A 25,884-nucleotide genomic window follows, 5' to 3' on the forward strand; every position below is an offset into this window, starting at 1 on the left:
AATCTTCCGTTATCGAGCGTCATTTCGTGTCATCGGCGCTCCGGAAAGTGAGCAGGCATGAAGGCTATCGTCATCGGAGCGGGCATCCTGGGACTGACCGCCGCGCACTCCCTGTCGCTGCGCGGCCACGAGGTGGTGCTGCTGGAGAAGCAGGCGCCCTTCGCCGGGGCCAGTCACCGGTCGTTCGCGTGGCTGAACGCGAACAACAAGTTCCCGGAGTCCTACTACCGCATCAACCGCGAGGGCCTCGAGGAGCACAAGCGCCTGCAGGCAGACCTGCAGTCGGATCGGACCTGGTTCCACCCGTCGGGCAATCTGCTGGTCGACTTCGGGGAGACCCGTCCGGAGACGTACGCGAAGCGCGTCGCTGACGCAGACAGCATGGGGTATCCGGTCGAGACCGTCGATCTGGCGCGGCTGCGGCAGATCGAGCCTGCTGTGCAGTGGCCGGACGAGCTGGAGTCGGCACTGCTGTACCCGGAGGAGGCCTGGCTCGACAACGATGTGCTGGGCCAGGAGCTGCTGCGTGCGCTCGCGGAGCGCGGAGTGGAGCCGCAGATCGCCGAGGTCGTCCGCATCGATTCCGATGACTCCGGTGCTCGTGTGGTCCTGGCAGACGGCGCCGAGGTCGTAGCCGACTCCGTGGTCGTCGCCACCGGTGCGTGGTCGCGGGAACTGGCCGCGGCCTCGGGCATGTTCGTGCCCGTCGCCGACCTGGCCGAGCAGTCCACCCGCACGCACAGCCTGCTGGGCCTCACCGAGCCGGTCGACGTGCCGCTCCAGCGGCTCATCATCTCCGACCGGGTGAACGTCCGCCCGCGTCACGACGGCCGGATGTGGGTGCAGGTCGCCCGCGTCGAGCAGCGGGTCGACGAGGGGGAGGACCCGCAGATGCTCGCGGAGGTCTCCGCCGTGATGGAGGAGGAGCTGGAGAGGCTGTTCGGGCAGAAGGTGCCGATGGAGCGCGTCATCTACTCCGGCCGCAGCTTCCCCGAGGACGGGCACTCGATCGTCGGGTTCCTGGACGACGCGCGGAAGGTGTATGCGGTCGTCACGCACTCCGGCATGACGCTGGGCCCGCTGTTCGGCAGGCTCACCGCTGAGGAGCTGGAGGGCACAGAGTCGGAGCTGCTTGCCGATTTCCGACCCTCGCGGTTCGCCTCCGGGGAAGTCGAATCAGCCGACTTCGACTACTTCATCGGGCGGCAGTGAGCCGTACAGGGAGGCCGGACCCTCACACCGGTGGGCGACGGAGGTGATGGTCGGTGGCCCGCTGGTAGGCGTCTCCCGCGGCGAAGAGTGCGGCCTCGGCGAAAGCGGGGCCCACGAACTGGACTCCCAGCGGAGTGTCCCGGACCGTGAAGCCGGACGGCAGGGTGAGCGCGGGCAGTCCGCACATGTCGATGGGGGCAGTAGGACCCGTGACCTGCTCGAACAGTTCCGTTCCGGCGGACAGGCCCTCCAGCTCTGCGATGGTCGGTGAGGCTTTCCCGATGGACGGCAGCAGGAAGATGTCGATGTCCTCCATCAGGCGGTTCATCGCGCCGGTGAAATGCCGGCGGCGCTGCGACATCCGCTCCAGATCCACGGCGCTGAGTGAGCGGCCCAGCTCGATGAGACCGCCCAGGACGGGTCCGTACTCGTCCTTGCGCGACGGGTACGTCGCGTCGTGGACGAGAGCGGTCTCCGCACCGCACATCGCGGACCAGTCGGCGGCGACGGTGAGGAAGTCCGGGGCGTCGACGTCGACGATCCGCCAGCCCAGGTCGCGCAGCACGTACTCGACGGACACGAGCATCGACTGCGTCTCCGGGTCGAACCGCGAGTTCAGCTCGCGGTCGACGCCGATGACGGGTGGCCGGTCGAGGCGCAGCTGATCCGCATAGTCCGGGACGGGCTGCGGCGAGGTGGTGGGGTCCGCCGGGTCCCACCCGGCGATGGCGGACAGCATGATGGCCGCGTCCCGCGCGCTGCGCGTCATGGGCCCGAGGTGGTCCAGGCTGGGCGCGAGGTCGAAGATCCCCGCGCGGCTCACCCGTCCCCAGGTGGGCTTCATTCCGGTCACGCCGTTCGCGCCGGACGGCAGCCGGATGGAACCGCCGGTGTCTGAACCGATGGCGCCGAAGGCCATACCTGCGGCGACGGAGACGCCGGACCCGCTCGAGGACACCCCGGACCAGGTGCCCTCTTCCCACGGGTTCACCGGAGTGGGCAGATCCGGGTGGTGAGCGGAGAACGCCCCCTCTGTCATGCGGACCTTGCCCAGCAGGACCGAACCGGCGGCGCGCAGCCGGGTCGCGATCGTGCCGTCCTGGTCCGGCACGAAGTCACCGTGGATCGTCATGCCAGCCGTCGTGGTGATGCCCTCTGTGTGGACGAGGTCCTTCAGCGCGATCGGCACGCCGTGGAGGGGGCCGCGGTAGTGACCGCGGGCGATCTCAGCATCTGCTGCGGCGGCGTCGGACAGAGCGCGCTCGGATGTCACGGTCGCATACGACTGCAGGCGGGGATCGAGCGTCTCGATCCGCTCCAGGAGTGCCGTCGTCACCTCCGTCGACGTGACCTGACGCGAGCGGATCAGCTCTGCGAGTGCGGAAATCTCCAGATATGCGACGTCAGTGTCCACAGTGCCCTCTCGACGACATCAGATGGTTGCCTCTGCCAGAACAGCGCGTGCTCCCGATGCTAGCAGTGACGCCGGACACAGGAGCCGACTCACCTCTCCCGCTCGAGCAGGCGGTAGGCCCGCTGGAGCACGGAGTATCCGGGAGTGAAGGGGCGCGGGCGGACATCCCGCCCGGCCATGCGCGCCTGCGCGTTGTCGAAGAGATCCTCCAGCAGCCCGTCATGCAGACGGACGACCAGGTCCATCACGCGCGGGGGCAGCGACGACGTGATGTCCAGGTGGTGCATCCACTCCACGTACCCGGGCTCCGCCTGCGCGATGAGGAAGGTGTGCTCGCCCTCGAAGGGGCCCGCGCTGGTGAAGACGAACCGCACGCGGTGGGATTCCACGTCGGCCACCCGATAGCGGACGGATCCGTGGCCGCCCAGACTGTCGACCTCGAGGCCGTTGTCCAGGATCAGCGCGGGCCACCGCCACGTGGGCCAGAGGGTGTCGTCACCGCTCGCAAGCTGAGCCAGCAGGGCGGCGGCCTCGGTGAGGTCGCCGCCCGTGACCCGGCGATGGATATTGCACGTCATCGCCGGATCTGTGGGGTGCTGGAGGCTCCACAGTGAGTGCATGCTCCGATGCTACCCACGCATCCCCGTGCTCAGGTACCCGCAGACAGAGGTGCTCGCCCTCCGAGGTGCCCGCGCACCGGTCGATCAGCTGGGACGGTGGGGGAGCATGACCTCTTCGAAGTAGGTCGAACCCACGGGCGCCAGGTACTCCTCGTCGTCCATCGGGTACCACTCGTCGTAGTCCGCGAAGGTGCCCTGGTCCTCGTAGCCGAGCTCCTCGACGGTCCCGCGCCATTCCTCGACCGCTGCGGGGATCGCGTCTGCAGTGCCTTCGGGCAGGTGGCCCTCAGCGGCCGCGTCCTGCACGATCCCCTGTGATGCGTCGAGCAGCGCAGACTGCGCCTCGGGGTCCATCTCCGAGAAGGACCCGCCCTGCTCGCGGATCTGCTCCGCGGTGACGTAGTTCGCATCGAGGTCACCGCGACGCGCCTGCGTGAACTCGTCCTCCATCGAGTCGAAGATCAGCTGCTGGACGGCGAGCGGCCACGATTCCCATGCGCTGCCGGCGTAGACGCCGCCCGGGCCGCGGGCGAACGTCACGTCCGTCGTGTAGGTGACGTGCGGTGCCACCTCCAGTACCCCGGCGGTCTCTGCTGCAAGTGCTGCCGACATCGTGCAGTCGATCGTGCCGCGCTGCAGCGCCTCGAACGTCTCCGTGTACTCGAGCGACACGGGGGAGGCGTCCAGCGCGTTCAGCTGAGTGCTCTGCGCCTGGGACGAGGCCCGCACCTGTCCGCCGGCCCAGTCTCCTGCGTCGACGTGCTCCTCACCGCAGAAGCCCATGATGGCCCCGGCGGAGTTGAAGGGCGTGAGCGGCTCGATGCCCTGGTCGCGGAACTCGTTCAGGAGGTTCTCGTCCTCCCACGTCAGCTGGCCGATCGCGGCGCTGGCCGCCAGCTCGTCGACTAGCGGAGAGGTGCCCGTCAGTGTCGTTCCGCCGACCCACGCGTGGAAGACCGGGAACTGGTCCGGCATGTAGATGGGCAGCATGTACGCGACGTCGACGCGTCCGTCCACCAGCGCGTCCGGCAGCTCGTCATAGCCCGCGATGCCCTGGCCGTATGTCGTCTCGACGGTGATCTTCCCATCGGACAGCGTCTCGAGATTCTCGATGAAGGCCGTCGCGCGGTACGCGTCGATGCCCTCGGAGGACTGAGCGGAGGGCTGGTACGTGATCGTGAGGGGATCGACGTCTGCGAAGGCGGCCTTGATCTCTTCCGGTGAGGCGCCGTACTCGTAGCCGGTACCGCCGCCTCCTCCGCCGCCGCTCGTGCCGCCTCCTGCGCCGCCGGCGCATCCGGACACTGTGACCGCGAGGACTGCGGCTGCTGCGATCGTGCGAGTCGTGCGAGGTGAGATTCGTGAGGGCTTCATCGCGTCTCTGATCCTGTCGGTCGTGGAACCCGTCACTACATCTATGTCGTGACGGTAATAGTGTTCCTGCAGATATCACTTCCAGAAAAGAGTGTGAACGTTCGTTAAGTGAACGTCAAGCCGGTGTTCCCGGCCTACGCCCGTCCGCGCACCGGCACCGTCATGAGGAGCGCGATGGCAGCGGCGATCGCAGCGGCCACCGCCAGGCCCGCGGGCCCCTGGCCCAGCAGCACGGCCGCGCCGATGACGGGCGCCAGTGAGATGCCGACGTACATGCCGGTCGAATACCAGGACAGGATGATCCCGGAGTGCATGGGCCGGAGCGAGGCGAGGCGGTGCTGCAGGGCGACGACGGAGGAGAACCCGGAGGCGCCCCAGAGCGCGAAGACCATCGCCGTGCCCGCCAGCGAGTCGAGGGTGATGAGCATGAGAAGGAACGCGCCGATCTCGATGACGAGCGCTACCCGCATCGTCATGACATCGCCCCACGTGTCGATCAGCCAGCCGCCGAGCTGGTTTCCCACTGCGCCGGAGAGGCCGAACACCAGCAGCAGGACTGCAAGAATCGCGCCGTCGCCGCCGGTCACGCTGAGCGTGACCTCACTGCTGAAGACGTAGATGAGGTTGAACGACATGATCATCATCATGATGGCGATGACGCCCATGATGACGCGTGGATCGGTGAGTACGCCCAGACGTTCGGCGAGGGAGACCCTCGGATTCCGCGGCACGTCACGCAGGAGGGGCGCGATCGCAAGTCCCAGAACGGCGCCGAGCACCGCGAGACCACCGATCGACACTCGCCAGTTCGTGATCTCCGCCAGACCGGTTCCGACGGGGGATCCCAGGGCCACTGCCATCGTGAACCCCAGCGCGACGACCGCCATGGCTCGTCCCTGCTTGCCCGGTTCGGCCAGACGCGGCGCGATGGCCGTGGCGAGGGGGACGAGGCCGGCTGCGCCGATGCCCGCGACTGCGCGGGCGAAGAAGAAGACGGGATAGTTCGGTGCGATGGCCGATGCGCCCGTGCCCACTGCGAACACGACCATCCCTGCCGCCATGACGCGCTCCGGCGGCACATGGGCGAGCAGCGTCGAGAAGACGGGGGCCAGGACCGCGACGAGAACCGCGTAGGCGCTGATCGCATAGCTGACGAGGGTGGGCGTCACGCTGAGCGATTCGCCGATCGCAGGAAGAACCCCGGCGACGACGAAGGCGTTCGTGCCGACGACGAACAGAGCGAAGGCCAAGGTGCCAAGACGCAGCCGGGTCAAGTGGTGGGGATCCACGGTCAGCTCACTTGCGAGTAGAAGGGGCCGGGGCCACGGGATACCGTGACCTCGCCTCTGAGGTCACACCCGGACTTTTCTTCCTATCACGGCTCGCGTCGCGGTGTGCGGCGGTGTCACCGAGGGAGACGCGGTCAGGAGCTCAGCCAGCCGCCGTCGACGTTGAGGATCTGTCCTGAGACATACGCTGAGGCGTCGGACAGCAGGAAGGCGATGGCGCCTCCGAGCTCTTCGGGCAGGCCGAAACGCCGCATGGGGATGCGGGCCATAAGACGGTCATGGTCCGCTTGTGAGCTGAGGAGGCCCTCTGTAAGTGCGGTCCGGTAGTAGCCGGGACCGATCGCGTTCGCGCGGATACTGTACGAGGACCACTCGGTCGACAGTGCCCTCGTCACACCGAGCAGTCCGGTCTTCGACGCGACGTACGGGACGTTGCGCGGCAGGCCGATGCTGCTGTTGAGCGAGCCGATGAAGATGTGTGAGCCCGGGGTGGCGGCGGCGATCTGACGCTTCGCGATCGCCTGGCTCAAGAAGAACGGTGCATCCAGATTGAGGGTGAGCACCTCGCGCCACAGCTCCGGGGTGACGTCGACGGCATCCAAGCGGCGCTGCACGCCGGCCGCGTGGATCACGCCGTAGACCGGCGCGTGTGCGTATGCGTCCTCTGCGAGGCCCTCGAGACCTGCGAGGTCCGAGACGTCTGCGGGCACGCTGCGGACGGACCCCGGCAGGTCTACGGCGGCGTCGGCGGTGGTCTGCAACTGATCGGCGGACCGGGCGACGGCGGTCACCTGCGCGCCGAACGCGGCGGCGGTGAGTGCCATTGATTGTCCGAGGCCCCGGCCAGCACCCGTGACGAGGATGTGCCTGCCCTTCAGGCTGAAGGCGTCGGGGGAGAGGTACCCGGGCTGTTCAGTGGTGGACATCGTGACTCCTGGCGATTGGGAAGGTCAGCGGTCGTGGCGTGGGTGGCGGAGGCCTTCGAGCCCCTCGACTGATTCGAGCAGGGAGGTGAGGCCGCGGAAGTAGCGATTGCGGATCGCTCCCACGACCTCAGGATCGTGTGAGGCGAGCGGGGTGATGCCTCGACCGTTCTTCAGGCCCAATGATCCCGCGGACACCTGGTCCTCCAGCAGGGGAGTGGAGGCGAAGCGATCGCCGTAGTGCTCGGTCTCGACCTCGAGGCACGACTGGTAGACGTCGAGCCCCGCCATGTCCGCGACCTCGAACGGGCCGAAGGCGGCGAGGCGGTAGCCGAAGGAGTTCCGGGACACCTCGTCGACGGTCTCTGGAGTTGCCACACCCTCGTCGACGAGTTTGAGGGCCTCTGCGAAAAGGGCGTGCTGCAGGCGATTCGCGATGAAGCCGGGAACGTCGCCGATCGTCGTGGGGCGCTTGCCCACCTGTGTGTGGAACTCTGACGCGACGTGCACGGCCTCCTCTGCCGTCCCCGTCCAGGGGATGATCTCCACTCCCGGGATCAGCCGCGATGGGTTCATCCAGTGGCAGCCGAGGAAGCGCTCGGGGTGCTCGACTGATTCCGCGAGGGTGCCGATGGGGAGCGTCGACGTGTTCGATGCGATGAGGCACTCAGGGGTTGCGGCGGCAGAGATCCGAGCAAGAGTGGTGTGCTTGAGTGCGAGGACCTCCGGCACAGCCTCGATGACGAGGTCGACCGCGGCAACTGACTCCTCGATGTCAGTGCCTGCGCTCAGGTGCGTGGCGACCGCGTCGACCTCCGCCTGATCGAGCAGTCCATCGGCGGCCCAGTTCGCGGTTTCGCCGATGAGTTCATCGGTGCGGCGTCGGGCTGTCGTCAGGTCCACGTCGATGAGTGTGCAGGGGATCCCGGCCCCGGCGATGGTGGCTGCGATTCCGCCGCCCATATAGCCGCCGCCGACCACTGCTGCGCGTGTGATGGAAGCTGTCATCCTCGACTCCTTCTTCGGCTCTCCGCAGGTTGTTAAGTCACACTAGCGAGTCCACTTAACATCGCTTAACGATGGTCGGTGGGCTTAGATTCGTGTCGTCGCATCCGTTTCAGGGACACGAGGAGGTGGCCCCGTGCCGAACGTTCCGCATCAGGACACTGGTCCCGTGCAGATCTCCCGACCGTCCGCGGCGATGATCGCTCGTGAGCTGGGTGTGTCCGCCGCTACGGTCTCCTACGCCCTCAACGGGAAGCCCGGAGTCTCCGACATGATGCGGAGACGCGTCCTTAAGCTGGCGAACGAGAGCGGAGTGCGGCCGAAGACCTCCGGGAAGCGCTCGCCCGCACTCACGCGGGTGATCGCGCTGCTGGTCCCGAATCTTACGAACCCGATGTTCACCCATTGGTCGAACGAGATCCTCGAGGAGGCTGCGACGGAGGGCTTCGAGGTGCTCGTCGTCGCCACCGATGACGATCCGGCGCGATTCGAGGCGGCCGCGCGGACACTGGTGAATCGGAACATCGACGGCGCTGTCGTCCTCGCCGCGCACCGCGAGGACGCGACGGCACTGCGGATACTCCGTGAGGAGCGCATTCCCTTCACATTCCTCTCCCGACGCTCGGAGTATGTCTCCGCAGACTTCGTGGGCATCGATGACTACGCCGCGGCTCGTGAGCTGGCGAGCCACGTCATCGGGCACTGCCCCGAGCGCCCGGCGACCGTCGTCGGCCCTCGTTTCAGCACCGCGTCCGCCCAGCGGGAGAAGGGTCTGGTCGACGAGCTCTCACGGGCAGGACTTCCGGTGCGAGGCGAAAGGAAGATCTCCACGGACTTATCGCGTGAGGGCGGGCGCAGATCGGCAGAACACCTGCTGGGACTCCACGAGCGCCCCGACGCGGTCCTGTGCGGCAGCGACGAGATCAGCATGGGCCTCATGGAAGTCTTCGCGGAGGCCGGGCTGATCACCGGTGAGGACGTGATCGTCACTGGATTCGATGGACTGCAGCACACGATCTCACCGCTCATCGGACTGACGACGATCGTGCAGCCGCGGAAGCGGATGGCGACGGTAGCCGCCCGTCAGCTTTTCGCCCGGCTGCGCAGCGGCACGCGTGAGGAGCACCGGGCGGTGATCGTGCCGCACAGCATGCACATCGGCCGCACATGCGGATGTACACGGACACCATCACGGAAGGACACCACACATGGGTGAAAGAACAGCCCTGGTCACAGCAGGTGCAGCAGGGATCGGACGCGCTATAGCGGACCGATTGGCAGCAGATGGTCTCACCGTCATCGTCACGGATGTCTGCGAGCGGGCGGTCCAGGACGCGAGGAGCGCAGGCCTGCACGCGTACGTGGCAGACGCTTCCGATTACGCCGGCGTCGCGGCTCTTGCGCAGACGGTGGAGGAGGAGCACGGCCGCTTGGACGTGCTCGTGAACAACGCGGGGATCGCAGGTCCGACCGCCCGTGTCGAGGACACGGTCGTGGAGGCCTGGGAACAGACCGTGTCTGTCAATCTCAACGCGCAGTTCTACCACGTGAAGGCTCTCCTCCCCCTCATGCGACGCAGCGAAGGTGAGGGACGCATCGTGAACATGTCCTCAGCCGCCGGGCGCCTGGGAATGTTCGGCCGTGCCGTGTACTCCGCGTCGAAGGCAGGCGTCATCGGCTTCACCAAGACCCTGGCGATCGAACTGGGGCCGGAGGGCTTCACCGCCAACACGATCTGTCCGGGCGCTGTGGGAGGACCGCGGATCGACGGAGTCATCGAGGCGAAGGCCGCCGTGCTGGGACGCGAGGCGGAAGACGTCGCCGCCGACTACCGCGGGCAGAGCGCGATCGCCGAGTTCATCGAACCGGAGTCCGTGGCAGGAATGGTGAGCTTCCTCGTGGGTCCCGACGGCCGTCAGATCAACGGCCGGGTGCTTGCCGTCGACGGCTATACGCAGAAGCTCTCCTGACCCGCCACTCAACAGCGGCCTCCCGACTCACCAGGCTTTTCGACCAACCCGAACGACACCCGACCGCCGGCGCCCCCAAAGTGCCGACGAAGAGAGGACACCATGGCAGCCAAGCGCAAGATCATCATCACCTGTGCGGTGACCGGATCGATCCACACTCCCAGCATGTCGCCCTACCTACCCGCCACCTCGGACGAGATCTCCGATGCTTCGATCCAGGCGGCTGATGCGGGTGCGGCGATCATCCACCTCCACGCGCGCAAGCCGGAAGACGGGAGGCCATCGCAGGACCCGGAGGACTTCGCGCCGATGATCGAGAAGATCAACGCATCGTCCGAGGCCGTCATCAACCTCACGAGCGGCGGATCGCCCCACATGAGCGTGGAGGAGCGCATGCAGCCGGCGATGACGTTCGCCCCGGAGCTCGCCTCGCTCAATATGGGCTCGATGAACTTCGGACTGTTCCCCATGCTCAAGCGATTCACAGAGCTCGAGCACCAGTGGGAGCGCGATCACCTGGAGAACAGCCGGGACCTCATCTTCAAGAACACCTTCTCCGACATCGAGACGATCCTCACGCGAGGCACGGAGAACGGCACGCGGTTCGAGTTCGAGTGCTATGACACGTCGCACCTGTACAACCTCAAGCACTTCGTGGACGAGGGCATCGCCACCGGCAGGCTCTTCGTGCAGACGGTGCTCGGACTGCTGGGCGGCGCCGGTGCTTCGACGGAGAACCTCATGAACATGCGTCGCATAGCGAACGAACTCCTGGGCGAACAATACGTCTGGTCGGTCCTGGGCGCGGGGAGCCATCAGCTGCCGCTGGGTGCGGTCTCGCTGGCCTCCGGAGGACACATCCGTGTGGGCCTCGAAGACTCACTCTGGATCTCTGCGGGCGAGCTCGCGAAGTCGAACGCCCAGCAGGTCGGCAAGGCAGTGCAGCTCGTCGAAGCACTGGGCATGGAGGTCGCCACACCGGACGAGGCACGGGAGATCCTCGAACTCAAGGGCAAGGAACACATCTCGATCTGAGCCACATCGCACCGCTGCGGTGGGCCCCGACCAGAAGAAGGGAGGTTCATGATGAGAAGACTGAAAGTGCTGACAACGATCGCCATGGCGGCGATCGCAAGCCTCATGCTGTCGTCGTGCGACGCGATCGTCGGGAAGGACGAGAACTACGAAGGCACCATCAATTTCAGCTTGGCACTTGGACCCGACTCCCACCACCACGAGGGTGGGAAGGCGTTCGCGGAGAGGCTCTCAGAGCTCACCGACGGGCGCATCGGCGTGAAGTTCTACTACAACAACGCCTTGGGCGGCGAACGTGAAGTCGTCGAAGGGATGTCGATCAACTCCATCCAGATGGGCATGGCGTCGACGGGGCCGATGGGTGGGTTCGTCCGATCCTTCATGCTCTTCGACATGCCGTACATCTTCGAGGACACGGAGCACGTGTACTCGGTGCTCGACGGGGAGATCGGGCAGGAGCTCGCCGACGAGTTCCTCGAGACGACCAACGTGCGGATCCTGTCGTGGACGGAGAACGGCTTCCGCTACGAGACGAACTCCCAGCTTCCGATCGAGACGCCGGAAGACCTCAACGGCATCAAGCACCGCACCCAGGAGAGCGCCGCGCAGATCGACACATGGGGCGCTCTGGGGGCGGACGCGATCCCCATGGCGTGGCCGGAGGTCTACACCGCACTCCAGCAGGGGGTCATCGACAGTCAGGAGAACCCGATTGCAACGATTGCGGACGTGCGGTTCTTCGAGGTGCAGAAGTACATCGCGATGACGGAGCACGTGTACTCGCCGGCTCCGATGATGATCTCCGAACGGTACTTCGAGACGTTCTCCGACGCGGATCAGGAAGCGATCTTGGAGGCCGGTAGCCATGCGACGGACATCCAGCGCGAAGCGAGCGCCGTACAGGAGGACGAAGCGCTCGAGCTCATGCTCTCCGAAGGGATGGAGAAGACGGAGATCGACCGCGACGCGTTCGTCGAGGCGACGGAGCCCGTGCTCGAATCATGGCGCGATGAGATTCCGCGGAATCTCATTGACCGTGTCATCGACGAGGCTCCCTCGAACCGGGGCGCAGATGAAGCCGCCGCAGTTGGAGGGGAATCATGAACGCCTTCATGACCCGGTACATGCGGGTCGTCGACGGGATGAACGTAGCGATCCGATGGGTGCTCGCAGCCATCCTCATGCTCATGACGGTCCTCATCGGATGGCAGGTCGTCGCACGTTTCGTCGTGGGTGACCCCCTCACCTTCTCTGAGGAGGTCTCGCGCTTCCTCATGGTGTGGCTCGTCATCGTGGGTTCCGCGTACGCGGCCAAGAACGGGCGACTCATGAAGGTCGACATCTTGGAGCACATGCTGAGCGGTAGGGCACGGAAGACGGCGATCACGGTCGCGGGTCTCGTGTCGATCGTCTTCTATCTGGTCCTAGTGGTGTTCGGCTTCATGATCGTGAATGCCGTGTCGTATCAGCTGACTCCGGCGACCGAGGTCAGCATGAGCATCCCCATGGCGGCACTGCCTGTGGGCGGCGTCCTCCTGGTCATGAACACCGTCTATCAGCTGTTCGCCACGGCGAAGGACATCGATCAGGAATCAGAGGTGGAGGAGATCCTCGCGGAAGCGGACGTCGATCCTGACGAGGCGTCGGCTGTGATCTCCGACGCCCTCAAGACAGATGACGACACGACGGACGGCGACGAAGGCAGTGCGCGACGGAATGGAGGGGACCAGTCATGATCGTCCTCGTCATCGTTGCTGTCGTCCTCCTCTTCGTAGGTGCTCCGATCGCTGTTGCGATCGCGGGCTCCACCACGGTGGCGATCGGCACGTCCGGTATTTTCGGGCTCGAAGTCGTCCCGCAGCAGATGTTCATCGCCCTCAACTCGTTCCCACTGATGGCCATCCCGTTCTTCATCTTGGCGGGACACCTCATGCAGGTCGGCGGAATCTCGGAACGACTCATCGAGTTCGGCAGCGCTCTCATCGGTCACGTGACCGGTGGCCTGGCGATGGCCGCAGTCCTCACCTCGATGTTCTTCGCGGCGATCTCCGGATCCGGCGCGGCGACCGTCGCGGCGATCGGATCGATCCTCATCCCTGCAATGCTGGCACACGGGTACGAGAGGGGCTTCACCGCCGCGAACCAAGCGGTCTCCGGAGCACTTGGCGTCATCATCCCTCCCAGCATCCCGCTCATCCTCTACGCGGTCGCGGCAAACGAGTCCGCAGGCGACATGTTCCTCGCAGGGCTTCTGCCTGGCATCGTCGTGACGGCATCGTTGCTGATCATGGCGTACACCGTGTCGCGCAAACGCGGGTACAAGGGTGTGGCGAAAGTGACGACTCGTGAACTCCTCGTGGCGTTCCGCCGCTCACTGCTCGCGATGTTCATGCCCGTGCTGGTGCTCGGCGGTATCTACGGCGGGATCTTCACACCGACCGAAGCCGCGGTCGTCGCCGTGATCTACGCGCTGCTGGTCGGTCTCGTCTACAGGCGCTTCACGCTGAAGAAGCTGCTGGATTCCTTCGCGGATTCTGCAGTCACGTCTGCGATCGTCATGATCGTGATCGCGGCCGCGGGGCTCTTCGCGTTCTACATCAACGTGCTGGGATTCCCCGACCAGATCGTCGAGTTCATGACGTCGATCAACCTGGGATTCATCGGGTTCCTCATCCTCGCGAACCTCATCCTGCTCATCGCAGGCATGTTCATCGAGGCGGCGGCAGCGATCCTGATCTTCGTGCCGATCCTGCTGCCCCTTGCGGTCGGTGTGGGGATGGACCCAGTCCACTTCGGCATGATCATGGTCGTGAACCTGTCTGTGGGTCTGGTGACCCCGCCGGTGGGACTCAACCTGTTCGTCGCGTCCGATCTGTCGAAACTGTCGTTGGCGAGAATCTCCAAGGCGGTCGTCCCGTTCATCGGGGTGCTCATCATCGACATCGCGCTGGTGTCCGCTCTGCCGCAGCTCTCGCTGTGGCTGCCGGAGCTCGTCGCCGGCGGATAGGCGTCTGCTGGTTGGGCACTCGGCCCCAAGCGAACGACGGTGCCGCCGCTCCACAGGGGAGCGGCGGCACCGTCGTCGGTGGTCTCCTCAGAGACTGCCGGGATCAGTGCTGCGGTGGTCCGCCCTGACCGTGCGGCGGCACGTAGGGATCTTCGGTCTCCGGCGGCAACGACTGAGGCGCCGCATTCTGATCCTGCGGTGCTCCCGGTGCTTCCGGTGCTGGCTGCTGCGGCGCCGGCTGGCCCAGCGGTGCGGGCTGCGCCTGGGGAGCCGCCTGCGGGGCTGGCTGTGCAGGCTGGACCCGCGGTGCGGGCTGACCCTCCGGTGCGTGCTGAGCAGGTGGCGGCTGGACCGCTTCGTGCGCCTGGTACGGCTGCTCAGCCGGAGCTGCTGCGGGTGCCTGTGCGCTCCGTGGCGCCGGCGGCTGCCCGGTTCCCTGCGCTGTGTGCTGCGCGCTCCCGGGAGTCGGTGCCCCGCTCACCCGTCCGCCGTGGCGATCGGTCTTGATGTCAGGGTCGATCCGGTCGGCTTCGCGCAGGTTCTCGTCGTGGTCGTGTCGCAGGTGCTCGGCGTTCGCCCCGCTGGCCTGCGCATCCATCTCGAGTCGTTCTGCACGAGCAGCCTTCTCGTCCGCCTCGGCGCGAGACTTGCGAGCTGCCGCGTCGGTCTCCGCTGCCTGTGCCTCTTCACGCCGTAGCTGCTCTTCTCGGTCCTGCGCGGCCGCGCGCTTCTCTTCGGCCTTGACGCGGTCGACCTTCTTGTTCCGGCTCCGGAAGATGAAGGACATCGCGACCAAGACGGCGAGGATCACGACGATCGCGACGATGACCCAGATCAGTATTCCGTCCATGACAGCCTCCCTTGAAGTCAACGATTCGTGTCTCCATCATGTGGGACACAAGCGGAGTCACGGCTTTACACGCCGCTTTGTCAGTGGATTGACAGGGTCACCTGTCAGCGCACGTGGTCCGCCTGCAGGCGGACTCGCAGTCCGCGCACGTCTCCGAGGTGCGGAATCCAGGCGAGTATGAGGACGGTGCGACTGGGTCGGTCGGGTCACTTCTGCAGTCGTCCCTGAAGGAAGGCGCGGCCGGTGATCAGCGCAGCGCATTGTCATGTCCGTGTAGGTGTAGACTGGCCTCGCATCATTGTGGTCTGGAACACTTGGTCATTGCCAGCGGGGCTGTGCACGCGGTTCTCGCGTCAGTCGATTGGCAGACTGGTATTTGCGCTGCGTCGGCAGCCAGGAGGGGTGAGGGCGGTCAACGAAACGGTGGATGACTGGAGTGGTTTCGACGGAGCTTTCAGCGAGACCTCGCCGGGGGACGAGGAGCCCCCTGCGGGAACGGGCCTCGATGAGCGCTCGGTTGCACCGCTCGCGGCAGACTCAGGCCCCGAGGCCGTCGAAGGTGACAGCGGTGATACCCGCGCCCGTGTGGAAGAGGACGCAAGTCCGCTGGAGCTGGATACCATCGGCGACGATGACCTAGCCGGAACGGCCTACGCGCCGCGCGCAGTGCGTGAGACGCTCGTGAGCCAAGCTGCGGAGACGCAAGCATCGCTCATCAGGATCGAGGGCGCGGTCCAGGAATTCCAGGCGAGGACGGCAGCCGCTGAGGATGTGAACCGGAAACTGCACTCCCGGGTCGAGACTCTGCAGAAGGATCAGGTCCGCTCGCTCCTCAAGCCAGTGTTCGAACGTCTTGCGAATCTCCATACCCAGGCTGTCGACGCTGCGAGGAGAATCCACCACGATTCTGATTCCAGCGCGGAGTTCGAGTACTTCGCGGGTTCTATCGAGGAACTGCTGGACCTCTACGACCTCGAATCCGTAGAAGCGGAGGTCGGTCAGCCCCTCGATACGAAGAAGCATCACGCCACTCGACCCCAGGTCACGGACCAGCCGGACCTTGAGGCCACCATCCAACGTGTTCAGCGGCAGGGCTTCGCCTTCCGCGGTGCCGACCGTGTTTTTCTGCCCGCAAGGGTAGGGGTGTACCGCTACGTGGAATCAGATGAAGAGCGTTCCCCTGACGATTCACTTCTGCACCCCTGACAGAGAGTCAGCCAGCTCTCCTCACGTCTGCCAGTGTGTTCCCGAAACAAAGAAAGAGTCACCATGAGCGCGTCCGTCTACGGCATCGACCTGGGCACCACCTATTCGTCCATCGCCAGGATCAGTGACCTGGGTGGTGCAGAGATCATCCCCAACTTCGAAGGGGACCAGACCACCCCGTCCGTCGTCTTCTTCGAGGCGCCGGAATCTGTGGTCGTGGGCGACGTGGCCAAGCGCAGTGCAGTCGCGGACCCCGACAACGCATGCTTGTTGATCAAGCGGCACATGGGCACCGAGTATCCGCAGGATTTCCAAGGCGAGGTGTACTCCCCGGAAGCGATCTCAGCGCTGATCCTCAAAGAGCTGGTCAGGGTTGCCAATCAGGAATCAGGCGGCGAAGCCACCAAAGCGGTCATCACGGTTCCCGCCTACTTCGGTGCACAGGAGCGCGAATCCACGCGCCAGGCCGGTCAGATGGCGGGCATCGAGGTCGTGGGGATCGTCACTGAGCCGGTCGCGGCGGCGCTGTCGATCGGCGCGCGCAGTGACCGCACTGAGACCATCATGGTGTACGACCTGGGCGGCGGAACCTTCGACACCACGGTCCTCAAGCTGGGTGACGGCCAGGTGGAGGTCGTCGCGGTCGATGGCAATCGGAAGCTCGGTGGTGCGGACTGGGACGCCGCCCTGGTCGAGATGATCGTCGAGAAATTCACCGCCACAGCAGATGTGGGTGACGAGGATCCTCGACATGACGAAGAGTTCATGATCGACCTTCGGCTGGAGGCCGAGAGCGCGAAGATCTCACTGACGAGGCGCGAATCCACGAATCTCCGTCTTGCCTTCGACGGCACCAAGTCGACAGTGGAAGTGACGCGCGCGGAGTTCGAGGAGGCCACCCGCCACCTGCTCACGCAGACGGTCGAGATCGCCGAGCGCACTGTCGAGATCGCTCAGCAGAAGGATCCGGGAGTCTCCGTGGATCGAGTTCTGCTGGTGGGCGGATCGTCGCGCATGCCGCAGGTGACTCGTGCGCTGACGGAACAGCTGGGGTGGCAGATCGAGGACACGGAGTTCGATCTGGCGGTCGCGAAGGGAGCCGCGATCTACGGCCAGGCAGCAGTGGACGAGGTCATCATGACGGGCGACGAGTCGTCGCCCGTGGGCCTCTCCGCCGACGCCACGCCTCGCGCCTTCCTGCCGGGAGCATCCGCCACGCTGAATGTGCAGAACGTCCTCTCGCGGTCGATCGGCGTCGGGTTCAGTCGCGGAGTGGACGATGAGGAGGGCTACATCAGGTTCTTCGCGCATGCGAACGACCCGATCCCGCTGGACCCTGATCCGATCGAAGCGCAGACCCTTGTGCCCAACCAGACGACGGTCAAAGTGCGCTTGTACGAGCAGGCAGGCGAGCGCGAATCCGAAGTGGTGGCGGACAACCGATTGATCACCGACGCGCACCTGCAGCTCCCCACCGGTCTGCCGGAGAAGTCCCCCGTGAGTATGTCGGCGCAGATTTCCAGTGAGGGCATCGTCACCCTGGTCGCGACCGACGGAGTCAGCGGCGAATCGATCGAGCTGCGCGGCCATGTCTCAGTGCTGAGTGAAGAGCAGGTGGCAGCGCAGACGAAGGTCGTGGAGTCGTTGGCGCTGCGGTCGTGACGCGCGGGCAGAGGGACCATCGATGAACGAGTTCGATGCGAAGGCGTATCGCAATGACGTTCTGAAGCCCAGTTCCCGCGGTGAGCAGCTGGCACGACTGAAGGCGGTGATCGCCGACCTGCGCCGGGATCCGGCCAGCACCGCGTACGCATCCTTGGACCTGCAGAGGCTCTATGCCCTCCCCTCTGTGTTGACGGATGAGGCGCTGCGGGAGCGCTTCGAGAGGAAGGTGCTCCCCGCGCTCAACAAGGCGAGCGCCATGCCCAGTGCTGCTCTGCTGAAGCAGCTGCACGAACTCATGGCGGCGCAGGGGAAGGACCTGTTCTCACCATCGTTCTGGGAGTCGCTCGCCGTAGTCCGGAGCAAGAGCCTGCGCGCCGAGCTCGATGACGGCATCCAGAAGCTGAGTGTCGAGTATCCTCTGGGGCTGGTGACCGAAGGCGAGCTGGCGACGCGATTGGCGGGGCTCGGACTGAGCGATCTGCCCAAGAGCGAGGTCTTAGCGGCAGCCCGCGCGCAGAAGCTCGACGTGGTGCCAGATCTGGAGCTTCCGGACGAAGGATTGCCGGCGAACCTGCGTCGCCCCTGGGCCGCCGTGACCCGACACAGTGAATTCCGGTCGATCTTCGACATTCTGCTGCTGGACCGGCCCCCGGATGAGGACTCCGCGGGACTCATCGGTCGACTGGCGGTAGGCACGACGGCGATTACGGTCTCCGATATCGAGAGTGCGCGCCAGAAAGGTGAGCAGCTGCGTGATTCTGATCCGTTGCAGGATGCGCGGAAGATGCTGGGCGCGCTCAAGGACCACTGTCGTGACGATGCCGGTCTTCGCGACGTGGTGGTGCTGACGGTCATCGATCTGATCAGTACGCAGCTGGAGCGGGGCATGCCCAGACTGGCAGTCCGCGACGACCTGATACTGCGAGGCATCACCCGCAGCGATGCCGGACGTCTGGTGCACGCCGTGGCAGCCGGTGCAGGTGGAGACGGGGCTGCGAGGGTGGGCTTGGAAGTCGTGCGCGATCTGTTGCGCGACGGACAGCTGTCCGAGGCCGAGCGTACGTTGGTCGCTACGACGCCCGACGCTGAGGAGGCGGGTGACTACTCGACTCTCATCGAACGGGTCGAGCAGCTCAAGGAACGGAAGCGCTCCGGGGTCGCCGCCTACCGCTCGCACCATTCCGCCCGTGACTTCGACGCCGCTGCGGAGGCCCTTCGCAACGCGATCGCCGTGGACCGGGCGGACGAGTCTCTAGACGCCATGCTCGCGGCACTGCCGCCGCTGCCCCCGCGCACACTGAAGATCCGCACGGAGGGCACCGCCGTGGTGCTCACCTGGGCGGGGGACAGCGACGGTGCCACGCGCTTCACAGTGGTCCGCGCCGAAGGCAGAGTGCCGGCAGGACCTGACGACGGCACCCGAGTGGCCGAAGGGGTCACGTCCATGACCGTCACGGACACCGTTGCACCGACAGCGACGCTCCTGGGCTACGCGGTCCTCGCGAGCCGGGACGGAGAGACCTACTCCGACGCCGCGACCGCAGTGACCACGATTCTGGCGCCTGCTAACCGGGTCTCCGCGACGACCGACCTCACAAGCACGGAGGTGAGCTGGGAGCTGCCGGCCAAGGCGGCCGGCACCGTCGTCACCCGGCTCGATCCGGACGGGGCGAGCCGCTCGCACGAGCTTCCCGCCGGAAGATCCCTGCGGATGGAGGACCTCATCACCGGCGCGCGCTACCGCGTCTCCGTCCAGGCCGTCTATCTTCTGAGCTCAGGGCGGCAGGTCTCCGAGGCGGTGTCTGTGGCGGTCGTTCCGCGGGGACCTGCCAGTGAGGTCCGGGACCTCGACGTGTTGGAAGTGCTGGACGGGGATGACCGCCAGGTCCTGGAGGCGACATGGAGTGCCGTCCAGGGCTTCGAGGTGGTGCTCTGGGCGTTTCCCCGTGAGGTCGACGTGCGCGTGGGGCAGATCCTCGATGACCGGCAGCTGGAGCGCAGCGGCGGGGAGCGGCTGGCGCCGCTCCCCGCGTTCGGCGCCCCGTCCGTCGGAGGTAAGGGAGGCATGCGGTTCGCGAGCCTCCCCACGGTGATGAAGATCGTTCCCGTCACGATCGTCGATTCCGGCGGGTTGATCGGTCTGCCGTTGCTTGCGGGATCGGCTCCCACACCGGCCGGGGTGACGGTGGAGACCTTCGGAACGGAGCTGCGGCTGTCCTGGGAGTGGCCAGACGGGAACCACATCGTCGAGGTGGGGTGGAGGAGCGGTCCTCGCCGCCTCAGTCGGCGCATCAGCCGCGCGCGCTACCGAGAGGACGGCGGGGTGAGAATCGCAGATGCTGCGAACGTGGAGGACCTCACACTGGCTACAGTCGTGAAGACCGACGGCGAGGATTGGACGTCACCTGCCGCCGCGGTGCCGCTCGGGGACTCGCAGCGCCGCATCGCACGCGCGCGCTACAGCCTGCGCATGAAGAGATCGCTGCTGTCCGGACGCGTCCGCTGCGTGATCACAGCAGACAACGCAGAACCGGGCAGCATCATCCCTGTGGAGGTAGTTCGCAAGCAGGGCGGTGTTATGCCCTACGGGCCCGAGGACGGGCAGACGGTCGCACGCATCGAACTCGATTTCACCGCCGCCACGAGCGTCCGCCACGAGCTGGCGCTTGAGAAGCAGAGGTCTCCTTTCTGGATCTGCGTGTTCCCCGTCGATCCGGCCGTGCACCTGGAGGCACCACCGACCGCTCAGATGAAAGGGTGACGATGCTCTCCTCACTGTTCGCCAAGCGGAGAACCGCATGCCCGTACTGCTACCAGGACCTCGATGTGAATCAGGTGGCGTTCCGCTGCTCCGGCATGGGAGCTCCGGGACGTCCGGCGTGTGAGCCCGCCCCCGATCCGAAGCGCCGTCAGCTGTTCAACGACACGGAGCCTGTGCTGCCGGCGATCCGGAAGGGTGCTGTCCCGCAGCAGGGAGCGGCAGGCAGCCCTGCCGAATCCGCTGACCTGCTGGGCAGGGAGTCCGTGACCTGTGGGGACTGCGGAGGGCAGAGCGGGGTGCGGCTGTGTCCCGCGTGCCATAGCCTCCTGCCGCGCAGCCTGGCCAATGACTCACCGTTGTTCGGGCTCGTAGGAGCTCCGAACTCCGGAAAGACGGTGCTGCTGTCCCGCCTGCACAAGGAACTCACCAGCAGCGTCGCACGCCGGTTCGATGCGTCGATCGTCGCCCCCGGTGGTGAGAGCGGGTTCGCGGGAGAGCTGGCCCGCTATGAGGAGGAGATGTCGAAGGGGAGGGGAGAACTTCCGCAGAAGACGGGGAAGACCGGGGCGAAGAAGAAGCCGCCGGCCGTCTACGAATGGAAGTACCGTCGGGGCAGGACGACCTCGGCCACCATATTCTCCTTCTATGACTCCGCCGGCGAGGACGTCTCCCGACAGGAGGAGACTATGAAGCAGCAGTACCTCGGTCAGTCGTCGGGGATCATCCTTCTGCTGGACCCGTTCTCCTTCCCGGAGAATATCGCCCGGGCCGAACAGCGGGGAGCGAACCCGGAGGCCGACTCCGATCTGCCGGAAAGTGTTCTCAACGGCATCACATATGTCCTCCAGACAGCGCACAGCATCAAGCGCAGTAAACGGATCAGAGTGCCGCTGGCCGTGGTGATCTCGAAGATCGACGCGTTCTTGGACCAGGTCCCTCAGCATCACCCGCTGCGAAAGCCCGGAGGTACCGACGGCGTCTTCGACGAGGCTGAGTCGCAGGACAATCACGAGCACATCAAGTCGATGGTTGAGCGCTGGGGCGGTGACGGGCTGCTGCGCAAGCTCGAACACGAATACGCGAACTACCGGCTGTTCGGAGTCTCCGCACTCGGCGCAGAGCCCGACTATCGCGCCCGCACTGTCAATGCACGCGGGGTGCTGCCGCACCGCGTCCCGGATCCTCTGCTGTGGCTGATGGCGACCCGTGGCTTCATTCCTTCCAACGGGAAGTAGGGGATCGGAACATGGTGTTCGACACGACGATCTTCACGGACGTGGCCCGGGCCGAAAGCGTCGACGGCGCTGCCGGGTTCGGCTTCCAGGCCGTGTCCGTAGGCATCGATGGAGCGGACCGGTCCGTCATCACGGAGACGTTGCAGCACGGGATCAGCCACCGGTGGCCCAGCGGCGATGACGAGCTGGAGCATCCGCCCACCGCCGCTTACCACCACAAGCACGGCAGGCATTACCTGTCCCGAGGGATATCGACCGGGCGGACTGTGTCCGGCAGGCGCGGGAACCAGCTCACCCAGACGATCGTGACCAGGGATGCGTCCGACATCCTGCCCTACCGGCCTGCCCAGCTCTACGCTGCAGGGAGTTGGGCACTGCGGCATGCAGCCAGCAGGGAATGCGAGCAGTGGTACGCACCGCTGGAGATCGCACCGGAGTTCGAGGCGCAGTCGCTGCTGGAGTGGGTGTGCGAGGACCCGTGGATGCTGAAGGTGCTGCCGGCGTATCTCAGCATGCTCGAGCAAGTGGCTGACGAAAGCTCTCGCATCGTGGTGCTGGTGCACGATGATCTCGATGTGGTCATGCGCTGGTTCGCGCTGGGCACGCTCCTCCTCGATGAGGAGGCGGCGCTCTCGCTCGACTACCGGGCGTTTGCAGCGGAGCCATTCCGCGCGGGCGGTGCGCGGCTGGTGGGTGCTCATCCGGCACTGATGAACCTGCACGGCACCTCATTGGCCGGCACTCACTCCATTGACCTCGTGGCGCGCACTGTGAGTGATATCGATATCACGGAATCGGCAGCGGCCGTCTGCCAGTGGGTGCGCAGGCTCGAGTCCTTCGAGGCACTCGAGGTGATCAGCATCGCGCGACGGTGGATGCCCCTCATCGGTGTGCGTGGGGGATGTTTGGGTGCGGAAATGGTCACAGGCACCAGGGAGACCCATCCGGGGCGTGAGGAGTGGGACCTGGGCATCGCGGTGATCGAGGAGCTGGCAAAGCGCGGTCAGCGCGATGACCTGGAGCTCTATCTCGATGAACTGGCGGATTCAGTCGCCAGCTACCGTCTGACGGGGGCCGAGGACTTCAGCCGCGCTGCGCGTGCGGCGCGCTTTGCCGCAGGGACCGGGATACCGGGGCTGGCGCAGGCTATCCTCGACCCCGCTCTCGAATCGCTGTCGCGCGAACCGCAGCACGCGGGGGTCTGGGCCCGGGAGCTGAACGCAGACCGTGCGTGGAACTGGCAGCAGCAAGGGGACCCTAAGCGGAACGCAGACCTGCTCACCTCAGTCGCTCTGGGAGCACCCGACGATGCGCTGGACGAACTCCTGCTGCTCGCCGCGCCGCTGACGCAGGCACTGTCCTCGGAGCAGCTGGAGCCCGCCGTGGACCGCGCTCTGCGCGCAGCGCTCCTGGACCCCCGGCGAGTTCGCAGAGAGTTCAACCGGTGGTACTCGGCGGGAGCGCTGCGCACCCGGCTGCGGCGGATGGCCCTGGAAAGATTGGCCGACGCTCAGCACACAGACACCGTGTGCGACCAGTTCTCTCAGGGCCTCTGGGACTTCCTCGAGCCCGGACGGAACGAAGTGTCGCAGGGGGCGCTGCACTTCTACTCGTGGATCCTCGCAGGCCGCCTGGCGAGGGTCGGGATCGACGATCGTGGGACCTCGCTGCGCAACCAGCAGGAGCGGCCGGGGCCGGACACGTGGCAGTTGGCGCTGCGCGGCCTGCAGCTGCCTGATGACGTGTCGCTGTTGCGCACCTGGTGCAGCGAGGTGGGAATGTCCGCCTCGTTGATCGATCACCTGCTCGAAGAGCTGGAGTTCGTCCTGCGCCAGGTTCCGCGCACGGCCAGGGCGAAGGACCTGGAACCGTGGCTGGCTCTCGTGGAGCTCCTGGAGGAGGCCGCTCCCCAGGATCCGCGCGGTCGGCAGGCGCACGTGGAGCTCCGAGACATCCTGAATGACATCCCGACGATGAGGGACCGCGTGACATCCGCCGCCGATTCCGTGCGCAGCCTGTTCGGCAAGGACCGGAGGGACGTGTGACATGCATTATCTGGTGATCGCACTCGTCGTGCTCGCACTCGGCATCGGGGCGGTCGTACTGGTCGCCATCGCGGTTTGGATCGTATTCGTCCTCACGATGCGGTTCCTCGCGGTGGGACTGGGCATCAGCATCATCACCGCCTTGACCACATTCGCCGCGGGAGTCGTCTGGGGGATCTGGCTCCCCCTCCGCGCGATGCGCGGCAGCAGCGGCACTGCCGTGACGGTCGTGAGCCCTGCCGCGGTGCAGTCTGGCCAGGTGTTCACCGCTCGGCCCACCGGAGCAGCAGAGCACTTCGGCTGGGACCGCGCTTGGCCCCTGTACGCGCCGTATCAGTTGAGAGCGGACATGACGGCGGTGCGGACAGAGGCGCGGCGCGTCGTCGTGAAAGTCGTCGCTGCGATGTGGCGGACGTGGCCGTCGTCTGCGACGTGGTACCTCCAGCTCGTCCTCAAAGGGCTCTGGATACTGGTGCTGGGCGTTCCGACGTTCGGACTGGCGGCGGGGATCAGCGCCGCGACAGGGTTATGGCTCCTGCTGGTGTGGTGCGTGCGTGGCCTGGTCTCCGGATTGCAGCGTTCAGTGATGCTCGCGGTGCGAGGGCGCGAAGCGTGGAGGATGAAGCGGAAGAACGCTTCAATCCCCTGCGCGCACTGCTACCGCAGGACCACGATGCCCAGCTACGTCTGTTCCGACGCGGAGTGTTCCGAGGTGCACAGAGATGTCTCGCCGGGGCCTCTCGGTCTGCGGAGCCGGATCTGCGTGTGCGCAGAGGTCCTGCCGATGACTGTGAGCGAAGCAGCGAAGACGCTGACGGCCCTGTGCCCCTACTGCGACAAGGTTCTGCCACCCGGCAGCGGCGGGCGACGTGTAGTGGTCGCACCGGTCTTCGGCTCCGTGGGCGCCGGGAAGACCCAATTCCTGGCGGCATCGCTGGCCGCACTCCGTCGGCGCTCGCGGCAGGATCCTGGCGACGTCACCGTCGCGGCCCTGTCAGACGCGGCTTCTGACATGCTCGCGACAGCGGTGAATGCGGTCGAAAGCGGCGGCATGGTGCACAAGACTCCTGTGCAGGCACAACCCTCCGGTGCGCCCTTCCTCATTGAGCGCGCCGGTGAGGATCTCGAGCTCCACCTCATGGACGCGTCGGGGGAGAAGTTCGTGCGGTCCGAGGAATCGCGCTCTCTGGCGTATCTGGACATCGCAGATACTTTGATCTTCTTGCTGGATCCCCTCGCTCTGCAGGAGATGCGGGAGAAGCTGGTGATCAGCGGCCTGCCGCGTGAGATCCAGGTGGCTCAGGGAACGGCCGACGGCGCGTACGGGAGTGTGGTGGATCGTCTGCGCGACAGCGGTGATGATCTGCGGAAGAAGCGTTTGGCGATCGTCCTCACGAAGGCGGACGTGGTGAATGCGGTAGTTCCCGACACGCCGATCCCTGGCGAGAGCGAAGGCATCCGCGATTGGTTGCATGAGCACGGCGGCGATGCCCTGGTCCGGCGCAGTGAACTGGACTTCGCGCAGCGGCGGTTCTTCGCCGTTGATTCCGCCCACGTCCTGGGTCCGGATTCGCCGTTGCAGCCGCTTCGGGTGATGGACTGGGTCGTCTCCAACCACGGCGGTGCACCGCTGACCCACTCTGAGAAGTTGCCGCCCGCGGAGAAGGGGCCTCGAGGATGAGTCGCAAATCTTCGATGAAGAATGGCCAGCCGACGAAATACTGGGCGGTGCGCAATGCGGTCTCCGTTGGGCAGCTGTGCATCACCGCGGCGGTGATCGGGGGGATCTCCTGGTGGCTCGCGGTCGACGGGAACGGCAGCAGGCTGTGGGGCGCCTACTACGGCTTCTCGCAGCAGGCTTCTGAGTGGGCAAAAGAGGATCTGTCATATCCCTGGGAAGGGTTGGGCGGTGCTAATGATGCGGAGGTCGCGCAAGAGGACACGGAGCTGGAGTGGCTCGTGGGCGAATACTGCGAGGCTGATGCGCGGACTGTGCTCGAAGGCGAGACAGAGCGGTTCCAGATCGTCATCTGTGAGGGCCCGGACGGAGACCTCAGCTATGTGGGATGGAACGAGGAACTAGGGGGAATCGCCCTGCCTGCCGACGATGCGGGTGGGCACTGGACTGCGGAGAACGACGTCTTCCAGTACCGCGTGGATACCGACTCGCTCATGGTGTTCGAGGCGGGTGAGGGCGCTGATCCTGTCATCGAAGAGGACCTCCTCTGGTCGGAGACCTACTGACGCTCACACCCCAATCGTTCTCTCCGCGG

General features: G+C 65.8%; 21 protein-coding genes. 14 read left to right on the forward strand and 7 right to left on the reverse strand.

The features are described from left to right. Window positions 1–57 precede the first annotated feature (57 nt). Entirely contained in the window at window positions 58–1,212 is a 1,155-nt protein-coding gene (locus tag BSP109_RS11915; protein WP_101600880.1) for an FAD-binding oxidoreductase, read from the forward strand. A 22-nt stretch (window positions 1,213–1,234) separates the two neighbouring features. Here BSP109_RS11915 and BSP109_RS11920 read toward each other — a convergent pair whose 3' ends face one another. The 6 genes from BSP109_RS11920 to BSP109_RS11945 all read right to left on the reverse strand — a co-directional run bounded on the left by BSP109_RS11920 (window position 1,235) and on the right by BSP109_RS11945 (window position 7,840). Next, window positions 1,235–2,626 carry an amidase gene (locus BSP109_RS11920; protein WP_101600882.1) on the reverse strand — a complete coding sequence of 464 codons (1,392 nt, stop codon included), beginning with the start codon at window positions 2,624–2,626 and terminating at the stop codon, window positions 1,235–1,237. A gap of 89 nt (window positions 2,627–2,715) precedes the next feature. Further along, window positions 2,716–3,246: an SRPBCC family protein gene (locus BSP109_RS11925; RefSeq protein ID WP_146001145.1), complete on the reverse strand. Its 531-nt coding sequence runs from the start codon at window positions 3,244–3,246 to the stop codon at window positions 2,716–2,718. An 84-nt stretch (window positions 3,247–3,330) separates the two neighbouring features. Then, a complete protein-coding gene (dctP, locus tag BSP109_RS11930) occupies window positions 3,331–4,620 on the reverse strand; it encodes a TRAP transporter substrate-binding protein DctP (protein ID WP_146001146.1) in 1,290 nt (429 codons plus the stop codon). 134 nt (window positions 4,621–4,754) lie between these two features. Beyond that, on the reverse strand, window positions 4,755–5,909 hold the full coding sequence (locus tag BSP109_RS11935; RefSeq protein ID WP_180959717.1) for an MFS transporter: 1,155 nt from the start codon (window positions 5,907–5,909) through the stop codon (window positions 4,755–4,757). 134 nt (window positions 5,910–6,043) lie between these two features. Next, the gene (locus BSP109_RS11940) at window positions 6,044–6,835 is read right to left on the reverse strand and encodes an SDR family NAD(P)-dependent oxidoreductase (protein ID WP_101600890.1); all 792 of its coding nucleotides are present in this window, start codon (window positions 6,833–6,835) and stop codon (window positions 6,044–6,046) included. A 24-nt stretch (window positions 6,836–6,859) separates the two neighbouring features. Next, on the reverse strand, window positions 6,860–7,840 hold the full coding sequence (locus BSP109_RS11945; protein WP_101600892.1) for a 3-hydroxyacyl-CoA dehydrogenase family protein: 981 nt from the start codon (window positions 7,838–7,840) through the stop codon (window positions 6,860–6,862). A gap of 166 nt (window positions 7,841–8,006) precedes the next feature. Between BSP109_RS11945 and BSP109_RS11950 the strand changes: the two genes are divergently transcribed. The 6 genes from BSP109_RS11950 (at window position 8,007) to BSP109_RS11975 (ending at window position 13,849) form a co-directional block, all read left to right on the forward strand. Continuing rightward, complete coding sequence (locus BSP109_RS11950) at window positions 8,007–9,053, forward strand: LacI family DNA-binding transcriptional regulator (protein ID WP_257944676.1); 1,047 nt, start codon at window positions 8,007–8,009, stop codon at window positions 9,051–9,053. Beyond that, window positions 9,046–9,807 carry an SDR family oxidoreductase gene (locus BSP109_RS11955; RefSeq protein WP_101600894.1) on the forward strand — a complete coding sequence of 254 codons (762 nt, stop codon included), beginning with the start codon at window positions 9,046–9,048 and terminating at the stop codon, window positions 9,805–9,807. Before BSP109_RS11950 ends, BSP109_RS11955 begins: the two co-directional genes overlap by 8 nt. A gap of 102 nt (window positions 9,808–9,909) precedes the next feature. After that, window positions 9,910–10,842 carry a 3-keto-5-aminohexanoate cleavage protein gene (locus BSP109_RS11960; protein WP_101600896.1) on the forward strand — a complete coding sequence of 311 codons (933 nt, stop codon included), beginning with the start codon at window positions 9,910–9,912 and terminating at the stop codon, window positions 10,840–10,842. Between the two features lie 51 nt (window positions 10,843–10,893). Then, window positions 10,894–11,946, forward strand: a complete 1,053-nt coding sequence (locus tag BSP109_RS11965) for a DctP family TRAP transporter solute-binding subunit (protein WP_101600957.1) — start codon at window positions 10,894–10,896, stop codon at window positions 11,944–11,946. Then, window positions 11,943–12,578 (forward strand): TRAP transporter small permease, encoded by a 636-nt coding sequence (locus BSP109_RS11970; protein ID WP_101600898.1) that lies wholly within the window; start codon window positions 11,943–11,945, stop codon window positions 12,576–12,578. Before BSP109_RS11965 ends, BSP109_RS11970 begins: the two co-directional genes overlap by 4 nt. Further along, entirely contained in the window at window positions 12,575–13,849 is a 1,275-nt protein-coding gene (locus BSP109_RS11975) for a TRAP transporter large permease (protein ID WP_101600899.1), read from the forward strand. Before BSP109_RS11970 ends, BSP109_RS11975 begins: the two co-directional genes overlap by 4 nt. Before the next feature lie 103 nt (window positions 13,850–13,952). Here the strand turns inward: BSP109_RS11975 and BSP109_RS11980 are convergent, their stop codons facing one another. Continuing rightward, window positions 13,953–14,699, reverse strand: coding sequence for a hypothetical protein (locus BSP109_RS11980; RefSeq protein WP_101600901.1), 747 nt, complete (start codon window positions 14,697–14,699; stop codon window positions 13,953–13,955). A 321-nt stretch (window positions 14,700–15,020) separates the two neighbouring features. Here BSP109_RS11980 and grpE point away from each other — a divergent pair, with 321 nt between their 5' ends. The 7 genes from grpE (at window position 15,021) to BSP109_RS12015 (ending at window position 25,855) form a co-directional block, all read left to right on the forward strand. After that, window positions 15,021–15,905 (forward strand): nucleotide exchange factor GrpE, encoded by an 885-nt coding sequence (gene grpE / locus BSP109_RS11985; RefSeq protein WP_180959718.1) that lies wholly within the window; start codon window positions 15,021–15,023, stop codon window positions 15,903–15,905. A gap of 63 nt (window positions 15,906–15,968) precedes the next feature. Next, window positions 15,969–17,567 carry an Hsp70 family protein gene (locus BSP109_RS11990; protein ID WP_101600905.1) on the forward strand — a complete coding sequence of 533 codons (1,599 nt, stop codon included), beginning with the start codon at window positions 15,969–15,971 and terminating at the stop codon, window positions 17,565–17,567. A 22-nt stretch (window positions 17,568–17,589) separates the two neighbouring features. After that, a complete protein-coding gene (locus BSP109_RS11995) occupies window positions 17,590–20,331 on the forward strand; it encodes a fibronectin type III domain-containing protein (protein WP_101600907.1) in 2,742 nt (913 codons plus the stop codon). A gap of 2 nt (window positions 20,332–20,333) precedes the next feature. After that, window positions 20,334–21,566 (forward strand): hypothetical protein, encoded by a 1,233-nt coding sequence (locus BSP109_RS12000; RefSeq protein ID WP_101600908.1) that lies wholly within the window; start codon window positions 20,334–20,336, stop codon window positions 21,564–21,566. 11 nt (window positions 21,567–21,577) lie between these two features. After that, window positions 21,578–23,611: a hypothetical protein gene (locus BSP109_RS12005; protein ID WP_101600910.1), complete on the forward strand. Its 2,034-nt coding sequence runs from the start codon at window positions 21,578–21,580 to the stop codon at window positions 23,609–23,611. A gap of 1 nt (window position 23,612) precedes the next feature. Then, a complete protein-coding gene (locus BSP109_RS12010) occupies window positions 23,613–25,292 on the forward strand; it encodes a hypothetical protein (protein WP_101600912.1) in 1,680 nt (559 codons plus the stop codon). Further along, the gene (locus tag BSP109_RS12015; protein WP_146001147.1) at window positions 25,289–25,855 is read left to right on the forward strand and encodes a hypothetical protein; all 567 of its coding nucleotides are present in this window, start codon (window positions 25,289–25,291) and stop codon (window positions 25,853–25,855) included. The genes BSP109_RS12010 and BSP109_RS12015 overlap by 4 nt, the downstream gene beginning before the upstream one ends. The last annotated feature ends 29 nt before the right edge of the window (window positions 25,856–25,884 follow it).

This window comes from Brevibacterium sp. Mu109 (assembly GCF_900169375.1).
GTDB classification, from domain to species: Bacteria; Actinomycetota; Actinomycetes; order Actinomycetales; family Brevibacteriaceae; genus Brevibacterium; species Brevibacterium yomogidense_A.